Origin of the sequence: Niabella drilacis (genome assembly GCF_900101395.1) — a bacterium.
GTDB classification, from domain to species: domain Bacteria; phylum Bacteroidota; class Bacteroidia; order Chitinophagales; family Chitinophagaceae; genus Niabella; species Niabella drilacis.
On the sequence record NZ_FMZO01000007.1, the window covers coordinates 89320 to 104994 of the forward strand.

Annotated in this window: 15 protein-coding genes; 6 read left to right on the forward strand and 9 right to left on the reverse strand. The window is 48.1% G+C overall.

Translation table 11 applies throughout. From position 1 onward, the window contains the following. Nucleotides 1-17 precede the first annotated feature (17 nt). Nucleotides 18-542 (reverse strand): DUF6702 family protein, encoded by a 525-nt coding sequence (locus tag BLS44_RS13815; protein WP_245729216.1) that lies wholly within the window; start codon nucleotides 540-542, stop codon nucleotides 18-20. A 79-nt stretch (nucleotides 543-621) separates the two neighbouring features. Between BLS44_RS13815 and BLS44_RS13820 the strand changes: the two genes are divergently transcribed. Both BLS44_RS13820 and BLS44_RS13825 read left to right on the forward strand, forming a co-directional pair. Next, nucleotides 622-1203, forward strand: a complete 582-nt coding sequence (locus BLS44_RS13820; protein ID WP_090390835.1) for a HupE/UreJ family protein — start codon at nucleotides 622-624, stop codon at nucleotides 1201-1203. A 9-nt stretch (nucleotides 1204-1212) separates the two neighbouring features. Then, on the forward strand, nucleotides 1213-3573 hold the full coding sequence (locus BLS44_RS13825) for a M1 family metallopeptidase (protein ID WP_090390686.1): 2361 nt from the start codon (nucleotides 1213-1215) through the stop codon (nucleotides 3571-3573). A gap of 431 nt (nucleotides 3574-4004) precedes the next feature. On the opposite strand, the gene hpt is transcribed toward BLS44_RS13825, so the two are convergent. From hpt to BLS44_RS13855, 6 genes are read right to left on the reverse strand one after another with little or no spacing between them, the layout of a single operon-like run. Then, nucleotides 4005-4544 carry a hypoxanthine phosphoribosyltransferase gene (hpt, locus tag BLS44_RS13830; RefSeq protein WP_090390687.1) on the reverse strand — a complete coding sequence of 180 codons (540 nt, stop codon included), beginning with the start codon at nucleotides 4542-4544 and terminating at the stop codon, nucleotides 4005-4007. A 3-nt stretch (nucleotides 4545-4547) separates the two neighbouring features. Then, nucleotides 4548-5528, reverse strand: coding sequence for a glucosaminidase domain-containing protein (locus BLS44_RS13835; protein ID WP_143019767.1), 981 nt, complete (start codon nucleotides 5526-5528; stop codon nucleotides 4548-4550). Nucleotides 5529-5537: 9 nt separating this feature from the next. Then, nucleotides 5538-6176, reverse strand: a complete 639-nt coding sequence (locus BLS44_RS13840) for an O-methyltransferase (protein WP_090390689.1) — start codon at nucleotides 6174-6176, stop codon at nucleotides 5538-5540. Nucleotides 6177-6192: 16 nt separating this feature from the next. Further along, the gene (locus BLS44_RS13845; RefSeq protein ID WP_090390690.1) at nucleotides 6193-7677 is read right to left on the reverse strand and encodes a sodium:solute symporter; all 1485 of its coding nucleotides are present in this window, start codon (nucleotides 7675-7677) and stop codon (nucleotides 6193-6195) included. A gap of 51 nt (nucleotides 7678-7728) precedes the next feature. Then, nucleotides 7729-8124, reverse strand: a complete 396-nt coding sequence (locus BLS44_RS13850; RefSeq protein ID WP_090390691.1) for a type II toxin-antitoxin system VapC family toxin — start codon at nucleotides 8122-8124, stop codon at nucleotides 7729-7731. Next, nucleotides 8121-8354 carry a type II toxin-antitoxin system Phd/YefM family antitoxin gene (locus BLS44_RS13855; protein WP_218127757.1) on the reverse strand — a complete coding sequence of 78 codons (234 nt, stop codon included), beginning with the start codon at nucleotides 8352-8354 and terminating at the stop codon, nucleotides 8121-8123. Before BLS44_RS13855 ends, BLS44_RS13850 begins: the two co-directional genes overlap by 4 nt. A 145-nt stretch (nucleotides 8355-8499) precedes the next feature. Between BLS44_RS13855 and BLS44_RS13860 the strand changes: the two genes are divergently transcribed. Both BLS44_RS13860 and BLS44_RS13865 read left to right on the forward strand, forming a co-directional pair. Then, nucleotides 8500-9036 carry an LOG family protein gene (locus BLS44_RS13860; protein WP_090390692.1) on the forward strand — a complete coding sequence of 179 codons (537 nt, stop codon included), beginning with the start codon at nucleotides 8500-8502 and terminating at the stop codon, nucleotides 9034-9036. A 93-nt stretch (nucleotides 9037-9129) separates the two neighbouring features. After that, nucleotides 9130-9894 carry a phosphoglycerol geranylgeranyltransferase gene (locus tag BLS44_RS13865; RefSeq protein ID WP_090390693.1) on the forward strand — a complete coding sequence of 255 codons (765 nt, stop codon included), beginning with the start codon at nucleotides 9130-9132 and terminating at the stop codon, nucleotides 9892-9894. Nucleotides 9895-10076: 182 nt separating this feature from the next. Here BLS44_RS13865 and BLS44_RS13870 read toward each other — a convergent pair whose 3' ends face one another. Next, nucleotides 10077-10811 (reverse strand): LytR/AlgR family response regulator transcription factor, encoded by a 735-nt coding sequence (locus BLS44_RS13870; protein ID WP_090390694.1) that lies wholly within the window; start codon nucleotides 10809-10811, stop codon nucleotides 10077-10079. A gap of 34 nt (nucleotides 10812-10845) precedes the next feature. Further along, nucleotides 10846-11910, reverse strand: a complete 1065-nt coding sequence (locus BLS44_RS13875; protein ID WP_090390695.1) for a sensor histidine kinase — start codon at nucleotides 11908-11910, stop codon at nucleotides 10846-10848. Between the two features lie 207 nt (nucleotides 11911-12117). On the opposite strand from BLS44_RS13875, the gene BLS44_RS13880 reads away from it, so the two are divergent. Together BLS44_RS13880 and BLS44_RS13885 are read left to right on the forward strand one after the other, a co-directional pair. Then, on the forward strand, nucleotides 12118-13149 hold the full coding sequence (locus BLS44_RS13880) for a hypothetical protein (RefSeq protein WP_090390696.1): 1032 nt from the start codon (nucleotides 12118-12120) through the stop codon (nucleotides 13147-13149). Beyond that, complete coding sequence (locus tag BLS44_RS13885) at nucleotides 13115-15463, forward strand: hypothetical protein (protein WP_143019768.1); 2349 nt, start codon at nucleotides 13115-13117, stop codon at nucleotides 15461-15463. The genes BLS44_RS13880 and BLS44_RS13885 overlap by 35 nt, the downstream gene beginning before the upstream one ends. The last annotated feature ends 212 nt before the right edge of the window (nucleotides 15464-15675 follow it).

Genomic DNA, 15675 nt, shown 5'->3' on the forward strand with positions numbered 1-15675 from the left:
ACAGACTGCTGATCGTTTTAAAAGCGAATCTCCAGCTTCCGTTCCGGGTAAGCCAGTTTATTGCTTTTCCGGGTGCCATTCACAATAAAGTGTACAATATTCACCTGGTCCCCGAAAAGATCATAAAGGATGGTATTTTCAACAGTGATATTACGGGTGCTGAAGGTGGTGGCGTCTGCGGTAGTATATACATAAACAGCTTCATGATCCACTTCCCAGCCAAAGAACTTCAGCCGCTGCACCTGCCCGTTACTCCGGATGCTTAAATGAGTGGTGATGTATCTGGCCACCAGCTCATCCAGCGCGGATTTCCTGGATTTGTTGCTGAAGTCCACGGGTGTTTTATAAACCCGGGCAAGCACGGATTCAAAATCATCGGTAAAGATCTTCGTACTGATCTCCAGGCGTTTTGTTTTGCTGTTGTATTCGATTTCTGAAGCACTTACATGAAAAGGGTGCCATACCGCCCGGGCAAAGCCCGTCAGCAGCAGAACGGCCAGCAGTACCAGGATGCTGTTCCTTTTATAGGGGGTATTTGCCATTAATACAAATAAAGGGATATTATGTGAAGATGGTAAATTATATTTGATGGTTGGCAGCATAAAATTTTTGCGGATCCGTATGAGCAGCTTTTGGTTTTATTTTACAGAGGGGTGGAAGCATATCATCAGCCAGGACGCGCTGGATCATCAGCTATTCATCATCGCCCTGGCTGTTATTTATACTTTCCGGGACTGGAAGCGGGTATTGATCCTGGTAACAGCCTTTACCATAGGTCATTCATTAACACTGGCGCTCAGTGTTTTCAATGTGATCAGGGTTGCTTCATCCTGGGTAGAATTTTTAATACCGGTGACCATTGTATTAACTGCCTTGTGGAATGTCCTGCGGCAGCACAAACCCAGGCAAATCAATGCCAATTATTTCCTGGCCCTGTTTTTCGGACTCATCCATGGCCTGGGATTTGCCAATACCATCCGGATGATGCTGGCCAGTGATGAGTCGGTTGGGACCGGCCTGCTGGGCTTTAACCTGGGGCTGGAAGCCGGGCAGGTGATCGTGGTGCTGGTGGTCCTGCTGCTGACAAAGCTGGTGACAGGGGGTCTGAAAATTCCGCAAAGAATATATATTTTCGCAGTATCCGCACTGGTATTCATCCTTTCATTAAAGATGGCGCTGGAGCGGGTTCCGTCATTATCATAAATTACCTACATGAGAAGAATTCTGTTTGTTGTTGCCTGTTTTTCATTTGTAACCAGCCCTGCCCAGGATATCCGGAACAATCCCGGCAGCAATCACGGGAACAAGTTCGAGCAATTGGGAACCATCCTTCCTACCCCGAATGAATACCGCACGGCCAGTGGTGCGCCGGGGCCCAAATACTGGCAGCAGCGTTGCGATTACACCATCCGTTGTATACTGGATGAAAAAGCGCAAAAGCTTACGGGCAATGAAACCCTGAATTATTTCAATAATTCTCCGGATGTGCTGACCTACCTGTGGCTGCAGCTGGATGAAAACGAACACAGCAATAAGGATAATGCCAATTACCAGGGCAAAAGCACGCTTCCGGCAACCCTTACCGACAAGTCGCTGACCGCGCTGGAGGAAGCTTCCGGGCCGGACAACGGGTATGGGCACAAGATCCGCTCCATAACGGATATGGCCGGGAAAGCGCTGCCTTATACTATTAATAAAACGATGATGCGGGTGGACCTGCCGGTACCGCTGAAACCCGGCCAGCGGTTCCAGTTTAAGGTAGAGTGGTCCTATAAGATACCGGATCGGGTAACGCTGGGCGGCCGGGGCGGATACGAATTATTTCCCGAAGACGGGAACAGTCTCTATACGATTACACAATGGTATCCCCGGGTATGTGTGTACAGCGATTTCCAGGGTTGGCAAAATCACCAGTTTACCGGCAGGGGGGAGTTCGCGCTGACCTTTGGTAATTTTGATGTGCAGATGACTGTACCGGCAGATCATATCGTAGGCAGCACGGGCGAATGCCAGAACTATGCACAGGTGCTGACACCTGCACAGCTGGCGCGGTACCAGAAGGCAACGGTAGCCAAAGAACCGGTGGAAATTGTGACCCTGGAAGAGGCAAAGGCGGCAGAAAAAACAAAGAGTACGAAAACAAAAACCTGGCATTTTAAAGCCGATAATGTGCGGGATTTTGCCTGGACCTCTTCCCGGAAATACATCTGGGATGGCATGCCGCAGCTGGTGAACGGTAAAAAGATCATGTGCATGAGCTTTTATGGAAAGGAAGCCTATGGCCTTTACCGCAGGTTTTCGACCCGGGCCGTGGCACATACGATAAAGACCTACTCCGCGTTTACCATCCCCTATCCCTACCCCGTAGCCCAGAGTGTAGAGGCTGCCAACGGGATGGAATACCCCATGATCTGCTTTAATTACGGACGCACCGAAAAGGATGGAACGTATAGCGAGGCCACAAAAAATGGAATGCTGGGCGTAGTGATCCATGAGGTAGGGCATAACTTTTTCCCGATGATCGTAAACAGTGATGAACGCCAGTGGACCTGGATGGATGAGGGCCTGAATACCTTTGTACAATACCTGACGGAGGAATTATGGGATAATAAATTTCCCAGCAAACGCGGGCCGGCCTGGACCATCGTCGATTATATGAAACTGCCAAAGGACCAGCTGGAGCCCATTATGACCAATTCTGAAAACATTGTGCAATTTGGCCCCAATGCTTATGCAAAACCTGCCACAGGGTTAAATATCCTGCGTGAAACCATTATGGGACGGGAACTGTTTGACTTTGCCTTTAAAGAATATGCCCGCCGCTGGGCCTTTAAGCATCCCACGCCGGCAGATCTCTTCCGCACGATGGAGGATGCCAGTGCCGAAGACCTTGACTGGTTCTGGAGAGGATGGTTCTACAGCATTGACCCGGTAGACATCTCCCTCGATTCTGTTAAGTTTGCAAGGGCCGATGTGGACGCAGCGGTGCCGAAGACAAAAAAGGAGGTAAAAAAGCCCGACGCTCCCCAGGCACCGGAGTTTGATGATATTTCGAAAATACGCAACCGGGAAGACCGGAGGATCACTTTTTATACCGATGAGGATAAGGAGGCACGCGATTTTTACTGGCGCTATGTACGGGGGCAGGAGCCCTATGACTCTACCAGGACGTTTACCGTAGAAACCGCGCCAACCGTGGATGTGCTTAGTCCCGAGGCAAAACAACGATTTGCAGGTAAGTATTTTTATGAGCTGGTATTTTCCAATAAAGGGGGAATGGTGATGCCCATTATTGTTGAATGGACATTTAAAGATGGGACCCGGCAGGTAGATCGTATCCCGGCCCAGGTCTGGCGGCATAACGAAAAAACAGTAAGTAAACTGTTTGTAAAAAACAAAGAAGTGAGCGGTATACGGCTTGATCCGTTCCGGGAAACGGCAGATATTAATGAAAGCAATAATGTCTGGAACGAGATACCTGCCCCAACAAGATTTAAAGCCTTTGCACAGAAAGCGGGTGCCGCGCGCGGACAAAGCACCGGCTCCAATCCTATGCAGCAGGCAAATAAATAGTGGGTGGGTTCCGCCACAAAGTCACGAAGGCTCAAAGAAGCACGAAGGTCTTTCTTTGCAGGCCAGGGAGATGTTGGGATCTGTGTGCACGGATTACGCGGATTATCACAGAAAATATTGTTTGCCGGTTTAAGATCATCTGTGTAAATCTGTACATTCTGTGAGCTTTAATGCCTGCTTTGTGGCCTAAAAGCATTCCATTACTTTTCCGCCAGCAGGCAAATAAATAGTGGGTGGGTTCCGCCATAAAGTCACGGAGGCTCAAAGAAGCACGAAGGTCTTTTTATGCAGGTCAGGGAGATGTTGGGATCTGTGTGCACGGATTACGCGGATTATCACAGAAAATATTGTTTGCCGGTTTAAGATCATCTGTGTAAATCTGTGCCTTCTGTGAGCTTTAATGCCTTCTTTGTGGCCTGAAAAGCATTCCATTATCCTTCCGCCAGCTGGTAAATATCTTTGTAATTTCTTCCCAGCCCGTCGTAGTCAAGGCCATAACCTACCACAAATTTATTGGGGATCACAAAACCTGTATAGTCAATGGGGACTTCGTATCTGGTCATTTCTGCCTTATGCAGCAGTGCCACGATCTTCAGCGAGCTGGGCTGCTGGTGCCGGAGTTGTGGCAGGAAAAAATGCAGGGTCTTCCCGGTGTCGATAATGTCTTCAAGGATCACCACGTTTTTCCCGTGCAGGTCTTCCTCCAGCCCGATGGCGGTAGTAACATCCCCCGTAGATTTTAAACCTTTATAGGAAACAAGCTTGATAAAGCAGATCTCGCTTTCGATGGTCAGGTATTTGAAAAAATCAGCAGCAAACATAAAGGAGCCATTCAGGATGGCCAGGAAATAGACCTTTTGCCCGGCATAATCCGTATTAATGGCGGCTGCCAGTTCTTGAATGCGTTCTTGTAATGTTGCTTCCGACAGGTAAACGGAGAAACGTTTGTCGTGTACGGTAATATCTGCCATGCGCTACGGATTGTTTTTGGCAACAGCATTTTTGCCGGTACCCATATCCTGCAAATATAGCTTAGACCCGATTGCCGGGGAGGCAAACTTCGTAAGATTATTATATTTGAGCAATGACTCCAGGCGAACGCCCTCTTCCTGGGCAATATCGTAAAGGGTTTCTCCCGCTTCTACTTCATGGAAGGCTTTGGGGCTCTCCGTTCTTTTCAATTGCAAAAATACCAGCGCATCCTGTTGCGGCGCCTGGTGCTCCTGCAGGTCATTGTAAAGGAACAGGCGGTTTAGCGGAATATTGTACCGGGTGGCAATGGCTTCAAAAGCAGTGCCCTGTTTAGCAAAGATCACCTTTGTCTGGTTGATCATAAAATCGCCCTGGGGGTACTGTTTGGCCTTTTTTACCGGTACCGCTTCTTCCCGCGCTTCATTTACTACGGCAAATGTTGCCTTCAGCTCCGGGGGCATTTCTTTTTTACCCATCGCAATCAGCGTATAGTCTTCCAGGTTATAACGTTCGATCAACCCGATCAGGAGTTGCGGGTATTTGGGATTGGTGGCATAACCGGCTTTCTTTAAACCATTGGCCCATGCCTTATAGTCTGTTGGGTCCAGCTCAAAAAGGAACGCATAACGGTCGCGCCCTTTTAAAAAATCAGAATGGTCGCGGAAAGAGGCTTCGGGATGCTCGTATTTTATGAAACGCTCCTGTGGCCGGTCGTCATCATGCAATACATAGGGGCCTGTGTAGCCGGTTTTGCATTTAATGCCAAAGTGATTGTTGGAACGCAGGGCCAGGTCTCCGTCGCCTGCATTGGATTCCAGGATGGCCTGGGCCAGTTTAATAGCTGCCGGTACACCGGTCCGCTGCATTTCCTGCATGGCAATACCCCGGTATTGCTGGATATAGGCCACAACTTTATCTGATTGTTGTGCAGTAGCAGTAATCGTTATGAACAGGGCCGCAGCCAAAAATAATTTCCGCATCATCAAAATCAATTACAATTTTCGCAATAAATAAAGCCCGTCTCTGATGGTCAGAACCAGCTTGTCAATGTCATCATTGTGATGGACAAAATCGTTAAACGCCTTGATGGCCTTTGCGCTTTTTCCCTTTGGAACCTGGGTGAAAACCTGCCCGTGGAAAAAAATATTGTCCGCTAATATAAAGCCATTTTTCCGAACGGCAGGCAATACGAGCTTAAAATAATCGATATAGCCCGGTTTATCGGCGTCGATAAAGACCAGGTCCCAGGATTCATTCAGGGTCGGAATAATGTTCAGCGCGTTGCCCACGTGCAGTTTTATTTTGGGATATAACGCTGATTTTTGAAAAAAATTGTGTGCAATGGCTGCCGTTTCTTCCCGGAACTCAATGGTGTGCAGCTCACCGTCGTTTGTTAGTCCTTCGGCCAGGCACAACGCACTGTAACCTGTAAAGGTTCCGACCTCCAGGATACGCCGCGGGCGGATCATATGGCTGATCATCTCCAGCAGCTTCCCCTGTACCGGCCCGCTCAGCATATGCGGTTCTGCATGGTTTTGCCGGGTATAAGCTTCCACTTCCTGTCGCAAAGGATCGGGGGGCGTCGAAAAGTTTAATGCAAACTGCTCTAATTCAATGGGTAATAATTCCATCCCTGTTTATTGGTCATTAGTGAACCGAATCCTGTTCCAGCTGTGAAAGATCTGAAACGGGCTTCGAAATAGTCAACAGTCCTATAAACGTAAGTGCACCGTTAATTATTATCAGTTCCAGCCCTATTTTGAAATCTCCGAAAAGGCCTTTTTCATTTGTGTAATAATCAATAAAAAAACAAATAATGGGAGCTATAAAACAAACAACCGGTACCCAGCGATCATCCGGCCGGCGCTTTGTAAAAATACCGAAGGCGAAGAGACCCAGCAGCGGGCCGTAAGTATACCCCGCCAGTTTCAGGATGATGCCGATCATGCTGTTGTCATTGATCCAGTAAAACATGAGTACCAGCAGCAGGAAGGAGAGGGCCACCAGCAGGTGCACTTTCTGGCGGAACCGTTTCTTTTGTGTTTCGTTCATATCGGTACGGCGCTGTAAACCGGCAATATCAATGCAAAATGAAGAAGTAAGGGCCGTCATGGCACCATCTGCACTGGGAAACAGGGCAGAGATCAATGCCACTATAAAGATGATCGAAATATAAGGCGGCATATGATTCACCGCAACATCCGGAAACAGGGCATCTCCTTTGGAGGTCAGATGCTCCTGGGCCGCAAACAAATGTAATAAGCCTCCAAGATAGAGGAACAGGCCGATAACCACAACCATAATAAAGGCCAGTGAAACCATGTTCTTTTTTGAGTCCTTCAGGTTGGTAACAGAAATACTTTTTTGCATCATTTCCTGGTCAATACCCGTCATGCTCAGCGTAATGAAGGCGCCGGCCAGGATCTGTTTCACAAAGAAATCACTTCTGGAGGGATCGGTCTTAAAGATTTTGGAAAGCCCGCTGCTGCGCATGGCTTCCAGGCTTTCACCCACCCCCATATTCATATGATTGAGCAGGTAAATAGTGCAGATGATCAATCCCAGCAGCATACAGGAGGTTTGCAGCGTGTCGGTCCATACGATAGTTTTTACGCCCCCTTCAAAAGTATAAAGGATGATCATTACAAGGATAATAAGGGTTGACACCCAAAAGGGGATGCCAAAGCTGTCGAGAATGGTGATCTGCAGGATATGGACCACCAGGTATAACCGTGCTGTGGCCCCTACCAGCCGGGAGATAATAAAGAACCAGGCTCCGGTTTTATAGGATAGCATACCCATCCGGGTTTTCAGGTATCCGTAAATGGAAGTGAGTTTTAACCGGTAATACAGGGGTAGCAACACATAGGCGATCAGGAGGTAACCGATCATATAGCCCAGCACTACCTGCATATAGCCAAACCCATCCCTGCCAACAGCGCCGGGTACGCTTACAAAGGTAACACCGCTCAGGGATGTACCGATCATCCCAAAGGCCACCAGCATCCAGTTACTGTTGCGGTTGCCGATAAAAAACGATTCATTGTTACTGTTCTTACTGGTTTTCCAGGCTACTGCCAGCAGTAAGATAAAGTAGGCGATAACGATCGAAAATAAAAAACCTGCGCTCATTGATAATGCTTGTGTTGAACTAAAAATTTATTTTTAAACGGCAGCTGTAAGTCATAAGATCTTCAGCCCCGCATGGCTGTATTTTTTGACCTCTTTATCGGAGCTCACTAAAATATAATTATTAACGATCGCCTGCCATATCAGCATGCGATCAAATGGATCCTTATGATAGTCTTCTGTCAATTGATGATAGCCGCTGCTTACAGCTGCAGTTAACGGAATACATACAAACCCCATTTGTTCACAAAGCAAAGGAATGCCTTCCGGACGGACCCCGTCCAGTTTTAATTTCCCCAGCCGGAATTTAAGTGCTATTTCCCAAAAACTAATGGCGCTTACTAAAATCGTATTTTTGGGGTCTGTGAGTACCGTTTTAACACGGGCCGGTATCATTTTTGTTTCGGCAATTGCCCAGAGTATGTAGTGTGTATCCAGCAGGTAAGTCATAGACCTATAAAATCGGATTCAGATAATTTTGCATCTTTGGTAAATGTAACCGTTGCTTTCCCTTCGAGGATACCAATCTTTCTTTTTTGTTTTGATTCGATTTCAGGTACCAGTTTGGCAACCACGTTCTTTTTCTTGCCATACGCAATACCTATTTCTTTTCCAGCCATCACTTTTTTAAGCACTTCTGAAAAACGGCTTTTAAAATCTCCTACGCTCATCGTTTCCATACCGGTCTTTTAAACAAAGTTATGTTTTTCTTGTCAAGTTGTCAAAAACCAAACAAGGCGGTATCCTGTATATGCCTGGGTTCACCTAAATTTATTTTTGAAGATAGGGAAAATTGAGTTCCTTTTGCAGTAAAAGTATCGAATCATGGGGATAAAATCGCTTGCGGTTTTTTGCGGGTCAAAAGAGGGGCTGGATCCACTGTTTACAACGCATACAGCGGAATTGGGCGCTATTATGGCGGCCCGTGGTTTAACGCTTGTTTATGGTGGTGGAAATGTAGGGTTAATGGGTACCATTGCCAACGCGGTACTCGCGGGCGGAGGAACGGCCATCGGGGTCATTCCCCAGCTGCTGGCCGACCGGGAACGGTCGCACAAGGGCCTTACCCAGCTGGAAATTGTGCCGGACATGCATACCCGTAAAAGGAAGATGTATGAGCTCTGTGATGCTGCGGTGATCCTGCCCGGCGGCTACGGTACCCTGGATGAGTTTTTTGAGATGATCACCTGGAATAACCTGGCCATTCATGATAAGACCCTCTTTGTGCTGAACACCAGCGATTATTACACCCACCTGCTGATGCATATCCGGAAAATGTATGAAGAGGGTTTCCTCTACGAAGATCCCTGGGAAAAGATCCGGGTGATTGCATCTCCGGGGGAACTGGAAAGCTATCTATAAATTGCTGCAGAATTGTACCGTGATTCATCGTTTCAGCGCTTCAGTGGCGTTTTCTGAAAAAACTTCTGCATTTTTGCAGAAACCTCCTTCCTGATGAAGATGAATATTTATAGTGACCTGGTGGAAAAGAAGTTGAACCTGCAAAAGTCTTTTGCAGTGTTGCTGGATCCTGATGCTGTAGACCCTTCTTCATTGAATAGCCTGGTGGATCTATCGGAGGCCGCAGGGGTAGACTATTTTTTTGTGGGAGGAAGCCTGGTCCTTTCTACGCACCTGGATGAAGTGATCCGCAAGATCAAATCCCTTACGCGGATCCCCGTGGTATTATTTCCGGGAAGCCCTTCACAGGTAAGCAGATTTGCAGATGCCTTGCTTTATCTTTCCCTGATCTCCGGCCGGAACCCCGAATTACTGATTGGTCAGCATGTGGTTTCGGCGCCCTTTGTAAAGAAGAGCGGGCTGGAAGTAATACCTACCGGCTATATTGTTGTGGATGGCGGCGCCCCCACCACGGTTTCGTATATCAGTAATGCCGCACCCGTTCCTGCTGATAAAAACGATATTGCGCTTTGCACGGCTATGGCCGGTGAAATGCTGGGGATGAAGCTGATTTACATGGATGCGGGAAGCGGGGCAAAGAACCCGATCACGGAATCCATGATCCGTTCTGTTGCGGAAAATATCGAAGTGCCCCTGATCGTGGGAGGCGGCATCACCGACCCCGAAAAGGCCTGCCTCAATTGCAGGGCCGGGGCAGATGTGATCGTAGTAGGCAATGCTATTGAAAAAGCGCCCTCCCTTATTAAAGAGATCAGTGATGCCGTGCATTCGGTGAAATGTGAAAATTTGAAGATGTGAAAATGATCTGAAGCCGTTTACAGGCGCATCATTTCCTTGGCCTGTACAGCCTGCCGGAGGAGCGGTTTCCTGTGATCAGCTTTCAGCGATCAGTCTTCAGCTTTTAGAACATAATATCAATAAAACATTGAGGCACGCACACGGATCTAACGTTGAACCTGAAACATTGAACCTGGAACTATTCAAAGACTCATCATCTCCTTAAACTTTACGGCCTGTCTCCGGCTAACCTCGATCTTTTCCCCGTCTTTTAATTCGATCAGCAGGCCGTTATTGAAGTACGGTTCTATTTTTTCGATCATCCGGAGGTTAATGATATGTTTCCGGTTAGCCCTGAAAAAGGCTTTGGGATCGAGCCGTTCTTCAAGCGCGTTCAGCGATTTTAAGATAAGCGGCTTATTCGTTCCGAAAAAGACCTTGGCATAGTTGCCCACGCTTTCAAAAAGACGGATATCGCTTAAGCGTACGAACCAGCAGCGGTCACCGTCCTTCACAAATACCTGGCTGTTCTCATTGAGGACCTCGTGGTTGGTAAAAGAAGCGGCTTCACTCTCCTCATAGTCCGGCAGGTTCAGCTTTTTTATGGCATCTTCCAGCCGTTTTGAATCGACCGGCTTTAACAGGTAATCCAGCGCATTTACTTCAAAGGCCCTCAGGGCGTATTCATCATATGCGGTCGTAAAAATGACCAGTGGTGTGTACTCCAGCTCTTCCAGCATTTCGAAACCCGATTTGCCGGGCATCTGTATGTCCAGGAAGATGAGGTCCGGCTGTTGGGTATTGATCTTGCGCATACCTTCTTCTGCGTTGCCGGCTTCGTCAATCACCTCGATCTCCGGGAATTCGTGCAGCAGCTTTTTTAACTCGGTACGCGCCAGGCGCTCGTCATCAATGATTATGGTACGCATATGTTTCATCCTGTTTCTTTATAATTGAGGTTGCTTTTATTATTTAAGCGGGCAGCTCGATCTTTGCCTCAACGGTCTCCGGGTTCAGCTGGCGGATCTCAAAACCGCTGCGCCCGGGATATAGCAGCTTTAGCCGGTCGCGGATACTGTTCAGGCCAAAGCCGGTGTCCTCTTTCTCTGCTGTAAGCTTACCGGTGTTCTGTACACAAAGCTCAATAAGGTTATTGCTGAGCCTTGCAGCAATATAGACCAGGCCTCCCTGCACTTCGCGGCTGATGCCGTGTTTGATGGCGTTCTCTACCAGCATTTGCAGCATCATCGGCGGTATCTGTTTTTCGAGGGTGTTGCTGTCAATATCATAACTTACTGCCAGCCGGTCTTCAAAGCGGACCTGCTCCAGCGCCAGGTAATCCTCAATAATAGCCAGCTCGTTTTTGAGGGTTACCGATTCTGTTTTATGCATGGTGATACTGCTGCGCAGGATGTTGCTCAGTTCGGTGATCGCCTCGCGTGCACGGCCGGGATTTTCATCTACCAGCGCCCGGATACTGTTCAGCGCATTAAAAATAAAATGAGGGTTGATATTGGATTTAATAGTTTTAAGCTCCAGTTCGCGCACCAGTGATTTAAGCTGAAGGGTATCGATCTGCTGCTGCTGGTAATCGCGGGTATAATGATAGATGATATAGATCGCATTCCAGATAAACATGTAAATAAACCAGGAGATCATATTGTTGAAAGAAACCAGCCAGATCCCTCTGCGCTTTAATACATCAATTTCCCGTTGTGTAAACAGTTCAAACTGTTTGTAGACCTGCTGTTCGATAATGCTGCAGATAGAGGCAGTAATGATCGAAAGCAGGATAAAGTTGAGCAATTGCAGCCCCCAGTTATGCCCGAGGAGATGCAGCCGGAGGATAAACATGCGCATCAGATGGGTCAGGATCACCCCGATAACCACAAAGCTGAGGGCACGGGTAAAAAACAGGATGCGGTCCTCCGGAGTGTCAAACTTTCCATAGAACCAGGCAAAGAAGAGGTGAATGAGGAAGAGCCCTCCCCATCCGATCATCTGGAACCACCAGTACCGTTGCCTGCCTGAAAACATAGCGCAAAGCTAACTAATAAAGCCACGGTTTTTGCTGAAAATAAGCAAATGGCGATTATTGGTTATAAATGGAAAGATAGCATCGGCCTTCGGCCATCAGCCATCCGTTATCTGCCATTGGCAGCCGGCTAAACGCTGAATGCCAGGAGCTGCTTGCAGACCGCCGGCATGCCGAATCTCCCTACATTTGCAGCAACTGGAAGTAGCATGTGGAAACCCATAGCCTTTTTTTTCATGCTGGCGCTTTGTTTTACAGCCTGCAAGAACAGCCGTCAACACCGGGAAACGGAGCGGGCTTTCTATTACTGGAAAAGCATTTTTGCTCCTACCTCCTATGAAAAACGACGTGCAGATAGTTTGGGCGTTACCACGCTTTACCTCAAACTGTTTGATGTGGTATGGAATAAAACCAGCAAGGCCCCGGAGCCGGCCGCCAGGTTACTGGTAAAGGATACGGCCTGGCTGCTGCAAAAAAAGATCATACCCGCAGTGTTTATTACCAATGAATGTTTTTATGAACAGGATAGCATGCAGATCGTTCAGCTGGCAAAAAATATTACCAGCCTGGCGGGTAAACTTGCGGAGCAAAACGGGTTTGGCAGCTACCCCGAACTACAGGTCGACTGCGATTGGTCCGGCGCTACCCGCGACCGTTATTTTCAGTTCCTTCGTACCGTCAGGGAGCTGAATAGGGGCAAAAGGATAGCGGCCACCATCCGCCTGCACCAGGTAAAATACCGGCAATCTTCCGGTGTTCCTCCTGTTGACAGGGGATTGCTGATGTGCTATAATATGGGTGACCTGCAACAGGCAGCTGTAAAGAACTCGATCATCGATGCGCAGGAATTCCGGCGCTATATTCAGCGTGTTGCTACCTACCCCCTGCCGCTGGATGCCGGCCTGCCGTTATTTTCCTGGGTGGTTGTCTTTGATAAAGGAGCGTATGCAGGGCTGATCCGGAATGCGGATATATCACCCGGCGGCGCTCCCGCCCTGGAAAGATCCGGAACGGGGTACCGTGTTCTAAAAGATACATTGCTGGGAGGGCGGCTTATAAAAACCGGGCAGTTCCTTAGACCGGAGCGGAGCGATGCGGCCACAGTAAACGCCGTGGGGCGGTTGCTATCCGGAAAGCTCGGCGGCCGGAAGCTGAGCGTAGCCCTGTATCATCTCGATTCATTAACTTTAAATAAATATTCCCTGTATGAACTGGAAAGCATCTATAACAGCCTGCGTTAGCTGTTTGTTCCTTATGGTTCCCAATAATATATTCAGCTGCGCAGATGTGGAAGATGCTTATAGCTCATTTACTTCTTTTTTTAACCGGTATGCAGCAGAAACGCCCAATTATGCACCTTTTTATTTTGCCGATCTGCAATTTCTAAGGGATGACAGTGAACGGCCTGCCACGGCTGAAGCAGTGGTAAAAGAGTGGTGTGCCTTTACCGGCGACCGTGTTACACAGAAAGAGGCCCATGCATTTGTGATGCAATTTGACCGTAAGGACCTGTCGGCACTCTATTACCATATAGAGGAAGGCAAACCCCTCACGCTTCCCGATTCCGTTAAAAACAACGGGATGACCCGGTTCTTCCTGGAACATAAAGACCTGGAGGCGCTGGGGTACCTGATGTATGCAAAGCAGGTGGAGCCCTATGTAACGCGGGAGTACAACAGCTGGGATGCCACACCCAGGGACAGCATCAAAATGAACGGGCTGCTGAAAAACGGGGTGCAGCTGTTTAAAGCAGCCAAAACGCCCCTGTTCCAGTTAAAATACGGGTACCAGGTGGTACGGCTGGCACACTATAATCATCAGTATACAGATGCGATCAGGTACTATGATGAGCTGGTAAGTAAGAATCCAACCACCGGTGTGCTGCAATCTTTGAGTCTCGGGTTAAAAGCCGGCGCGCTTTACCAGCTCGGCCGCAGGCCGGAGGCGGCCTATATCTTTTCACAGATCTTTAATGCAACGGATATAAAAAAGATTGCCAATTTTAACAGCTTCGCCTGGGCGGTTCCTGATGAAGCCCGGTTTCGCAAAACCTATCTTTCACTTTGTAAGAACAGTAAGGAAAAAGCCGGGATGCTGGCTTTATACAGCCTGAATAATGACGCGCCCGATATTGCCGTTTTGTCGGAGATCCACCAGCTCAATCCGGGGATGGAGATAATGCCTGCACTCGTGGTGCGTGAGATCAATAAGGTAGAAATGGCTTTTCTGCAACCCTTTGGAATGAGCAATGCTGCCGTGCAGCAAAAAGGGATACGGGCAACCCTGGGCTCCTTTTCTCCCAAAGAGACCGAGGAGCTGGAGGCATTTGTAAAAACCCTTGAGGATATTGCCGGCGACCGGAAATACCGGGAGCATGCATTATATCCCATCGGCGCAGCATATATTTCCTGCATGCTGAAAGACTATAAAAATGCCAACCGTCTTTTAGCCGCGGCTAAAAAAATAAAACGATCTCCGCAACTGGAAGATCAATGGATGCTGACCAGCCTGCTGGTTTCGATCAATGAAAACGCCCGGCTGGATGCGGCTGCTGAGCAGAAGGTATTGTCTTCATTGCAATGGCTATGGAAGAAGGCAGAGCAGGAGAAGCAACAGGCAGAAACGGGCCTGGAGCAATATCAGTGGCGCAACTTCTTTAAGAACGTAATGGTGGATGTAATAGCCGCACGTTATGCAGCGCAGGGCCAGACCAACCGGATGGTACTGGCTTATGGTGCTGCGGATAAGGCCCTTTGGGTATACCCGGATGCTATTAATTACGTAAGAGACTCCTTCAGCATTCCACAGGCAGAAGCGCTGTATGGTTTTCTTACCGGGGAAAAATTCACTCCGTTTGAATCGTTCCTGCTGAAGATAAATACACTCAACCGTAAGGGAGTGGCGGACTATATCGGTACGGCTTACCTGCGGGAGTATAACTACGATAAAGCTATCGGCTGGCTGGGTAAAGAGGAGCGTACGCTTATCGAAAAAGATCCGTTTAAGGAGTTGTTGTACGACCAGGAAGAGCGCCTGCCCGGCGATGGGGTAACCACTACAAAACTGGCTTATGCAAAAACAATGAAGAGCCTGCTGGCTCAGCCGGGTGATGCGCAGGCCCTGTATAAACTGGGACTGGGGTATTATAATATTACGTATTACGGCTACGCATGGGAACTGGCTACTTTTTACAGGAGCGGTGCAGACGGGTACGTGGTTCCGCCGCAGGCAACAGCATTTGAAAAAGATTATTATGGCTGCTACCGGGCAAAGGACTGTTTTGAAAAGGCATTGAAAATGGCCACGGACCCGGAACTAAAAGCAAAATGCCTGTTCATGATGGCTAAATGCAGCCAGAAGGAATTACGGAAGCCCCAATACGGAGACTTTAACTATAACTATGATCTCTACGATCAGAAACTAAAAGCATATTACAGGGAATTTAAAAAGAATCCTCTTTTTGTACAGTACCAAAAGGAATATGCGGATACCCGGTTTTATAAGGAAACACTTACACGCTGCTCCTACCTGAAAGATTTTGTCAATAAAAATTGAGCTGTCGTCCGGGCGGATGTCACCGCTTCGGAATTTGCGCAATTGAAGATTTGAGCATGTACATTCACACCGGATATAAACCGGACCGGGCTCAAACAAAACACAAAAGGCGTTGGACTTCTGTTCCTGATCCTCCGCAGTTGTGGATGGGGGGAAAGGGAAATGAAAAATCAGTGTTTCTGAGTCTCAGTGGCATCCTACACAAACGGTTG

Bases quoted from the DNA above. Each gene is read 5' to 3' on its own strand.
- BLS44_RS13815 (WP_245729216.1), bottom strand. From the start codon at position 542: ATGGCAAATACCCCCTATAAAAGGAACAGCATCCTGGTACTGCTGGCC.
- BLS44_RS13820 (WP_090390835.1), top strand. From the start codon at position 622: ATGAGCAGCTTTTGGTTTTATTTTACAGAGGGGTGGAAGCATATCATC.
- BLS44_RS13825 (WP_090390686.1), top strand. From the start codon at position 1,213: ATGAGAAGAATTCTGTTTGTTGTTGCCTGTTTTTCATTTGTAACCAGC.
- hpt (WP_090390687.1), bottom strand. From the start codon at position 4,544: ATGGCAGATATTACCGTACACGACAAACGTTTCTCCGTTTACCTGTCG.
- BLS44_RS13835 (WP_143019767.1), bottom strand. From the start codon at position 5,528: ATGATGCGGAAATTATTTTTGGCTGCGGCCCTGTTCATAACGATTACT.
- BLS44_RS13840 (WP_090390689.1), bottom strand. From the start codon at position 6,176: ATGGAATTATTACCCATTGAATTAGAGCAGTTTGCATTAAACTTTTCG.
- BLS44_RS13845 (WP_090390690.1), bottom strand. From the start codon at position 7,677: ATGAGCGCAGGTTTTTTATTTTCGATCGTTATCGCCTACTTTATCTTA.
- BLS44_RS13850 (WP_090390691.1), bottom strand. From the start codon at position 8,124: ATGACTTACCTGCTGGATACACACTACATACTCTGGGCAATTGCCGAA.
- BLS44_RS13855 (WP_218127757.1), bottom strand. From the start codon at position 8,354: ATGGAAACGATGAGCGTAGGAGATTTTAAAAGCCGTTTTTCAGAAGTG.
- BLS44_RS13860 (WP_090390692.1), top strand. From the start codon at position 8,500: ATGGGGATAAAATCGCTTGCGGTTTTTTGCGGGTCAAAAGAGGGGCTG.
- BLS44_RS13865 (WP_090390693.1), top strand. From the start codon at position 9,130: ATGAAGATGAATATTTATAGTGACCTGGTGGAAAAGAAGTTGAACCTG.
- BLS44_RS13870 (WP_090390694.1), bottom strand. From the start codon at position 10,811: ATGAAACATATGCGTACCATAATCATTGATGACGAGCGCCTGGCGCGT.
- BLS44_RS13875 (WP_090390695.1), bottom strand. From the start codon at position 11,910: ATGTTTTCAGGCAGGCAACGGTACTGGTGGTTCCAGATGATCGGATGG.
- BLS44_RS13880 (WP_090390696.1), top strand. From the start codon at position 12,118: ATGTGGAAACCCATAGCCTTTTTTTTCATGCTGGCGCTTTGTTTTACA.
- BLS44_RS13885 (WP_143019768.1), top strand. From the start codon at position 13,115: ATGAACTGGAAAGCATCTATAACAGCCTGCGTTAGCTGTTTGTTCCTT.